This window comes from Streptomyces sp. SID3212, assembly GCF_009865405.1.
Lineage (GTDB): Bacteria > Actinomycetota > Actinomycetes > Streptomycetales > Streptomycetaceae > Streptomyces.
On sequence record NZ_WWJY01000254.1, the window covers coordinates 1 to 2,471 of the forward strand.

A 2,471-nucleotide genomic window follows, 5' to 3' on the forward strand; every position below is an offset into this window, starting at 1 on the left:
GGAGGCGGGGACGGGCGGCGCGCTGACCCGCAACGCCCGGCACATCGTGCCCGGCGCCCTGGCCCGGGCGCCCCTGGCCGACCCCGGCTTCGACTGGTCGCCGCACCCCGTACCCGTACCCCACCCCGGAGCCGTCGGATGAACCCGCCCGTCACCGCGCCCACCTCGGCAACCGCCCCCGGCCCCGAGGCCGGTGCCGCCCCCTTCACCGTTTCCGAAGCGGCGCTCGCCGAACTCGCCCGGATCACCGGCACCTCCTGCCCGCCCGACGTGCGCGAGCGGATCGTGGCCGCGCTCGCCGGCGGCCCCGCCCCGCTCCCCGCCGAGGCCGGACTCCCCGACGACCACGCCGTCCACCTGCGGCTGCGCCGCCTCGCCGAGTCCCTGCCCGGCGTCCAGGAGGTCTTCTCCGACACCGAGTTGCTGGCCGAGGTCAGCGCCTGTGTGGCCGCCGCCGATCCCAGCCTCTACATGGCGGTGCTCTCGCACTACATCCTGTGCGCCGGTTCCGTCCTCACGCTCTCCGGCGGCGACCGGCCCGCCCCCGTCCTGGCGCGGCTCGAAGGGGCGCGCGCCCGGGGCGTGTTCATGGTCACCGAGATCGGCGACGCCAGCAGCCACCTCGCGATCCGCACCACCGCGACCTTCGACCCCGGGCGGCGGGAATTCGTCCTGCACACCCCCGACGCCCGCGCCGCGAAGTTCTCCGCCGTCGCCGTTCTCGGCCTCCCGCAGACGGCCGTCGTCTGCGCGCGGGTCCTCTCCGGGGGGCGGGAGGCGGGGGTGTTCTCGTTCGCCGTCGAGCTGAGCGACGACAACGGCGTGACCGTGCCCGGCGTCCACATCTCGGACCCGCTCTCCGCACACGCGCTGCCCCTCGCGTACGCCGTGGTCCGCTTCGACCAGGTCAGGGTCCCGTACGACAATTGGCTGCGGGACAGCGCCGATCTCGACGCGGACGGCGTCCCGCACGACCCGCTCGGCACCCCCGACGCCCGGCTCCGGCGGACCCTGTCCGTCGGGCAGGCGCTCTGGGCGACCCTGCCGACCGCGATGGCGGCGATGGCGCGCGGCGCCGCCGTGACGACCCTGCGCCACTCCACCCACCGGCGCTCCCACGGCAGACTCGCGCCCGGCGCGCCGGTGCTCACGTACCGCACCCAGCAGCACGCCGTGCTCGGTGCCGTGGCGGAGGCCTTCGCGCTCAGCTGTACGGCGGGCGCGGCCCGCGACACGTGGAGCGCGGCCCACCGGCCTCCCGAGGGGACGGTGGCGGTCCCGGACCGGGGGACAGGAGCGGCCCCCGGCCGGGCGACGGGGGCGGCCCCCGGCCAGGTGCGCGCCGGCGCGAAGATGACCTTCGCGCCCTGGTCGGCCGTCGACCGGCCGCTGGCCGCGTACAAGGCGTTCACCGTACGGGAGACCGCCCGGCTCGCCGCCTCCTGCCAGCACCGCAGCGGACTCGCCGGGTTCCTGGACGTCAACCGGCTCCAGTCCTGGCAGGGCTTCGCCCACGCCTTCGACAGCGCGGGCGGCGACAGCACGCTGATCATGCTCGACACCGGCCGCGCCCTCGCCACCGACGACGTACCGCCCGAGCCCGAGGCCGAGCCCGAGACCGGGCAGGGCACCCCGCACCACACGCTCTCCCCGGCCGACCCCGCCTGGTGGCCGGCCGTCACCCGCGCCCTGCAACGCCGCCTCACCGCCGACCTGCGCGGCGCCCTGCGTGCCCGTACCGAACAGGGCCTGGAGGGGCTGGAGTTGTGGAACCCCCTCCTCAAGCAGGCGCAACAGCTGGGCGAGGTGTACGCGCACCGGCTCGCGGCCGAGAACCTGACCGCCGCCGTGAACGGCGCCGAGGAGCCCGGGGTGAAGCAGGCGCTGCCGCCGCTGGCCGCGCTGTACGGACTGCTCCAGGCGCACCGCCTGTCCGGCGTCCTCCAGTCCACGGGGGTCCTGGACGCCCCGACCGTCACCGCGCTGCCCGCGCTCATGGACGACCGGTGCGACGAACTGGCCCCGTATGTGCCGCTGTTGGCACAGGGCATGGCCCTGCCCGAGGGACTCGCCCCCGCACCGCTGGGCGCCGACGAGTACGCGGCGGCACTCGTCGAGGCGCTCGACGCGGGGGCGAGCGGGTCGGTCCCGTACGGGGGAGACCCGTACGGGACCGGCTCGTACGGAACCGGCATGTACGGGACTGACCCGTACGGGACCGGTCCGCATCCGAGCCATCACACCAACACACCTCCGGGCGGAGCCACATGAGCGCGCGTACGGATCCCTCCATCGGCGTCCTCGGTATGGGCGCCCACCTCCCCGCCCGGCAGCGGGACAACGAGGAGATCGCCCGGTCCGCAGGGGTCACCCCGCAGTGGATCGCCGAGCGCACCGGCGTCCGCGCCCGCCACGTCGCCGCCCCCGACGAGGCGGCCTCCGACCTCGCGGCGGCGGCCGTACGCGCCGCC

Annotated in this window: 1 protein-coding gene and 1 pseudogene; both read left to right on the forward strand. The window is 76.2% G+C overall.

The features are described 5' to 3' along the window. The first annotated feature begins 138 nt into the window (after positions 1 to 138). Entirely contained in the window at positions 139 to 2,271 is a 2,133-nt protein-coding gene (locus GT042_RS07825) for an acyl-CoA dehydrogenase (protein ID WP_272925690.1), read from the forward strand. Then, positions 2,268 to 2,471, forward strand: a pseudogene (locus GT042_RS07830) (3-oxoacyl-ACP synthase); the annotation flags it as partial. The gene GT042_RS07825 and the pseudogene GT042_RS07830, both read left to right, overlap by 4 nt.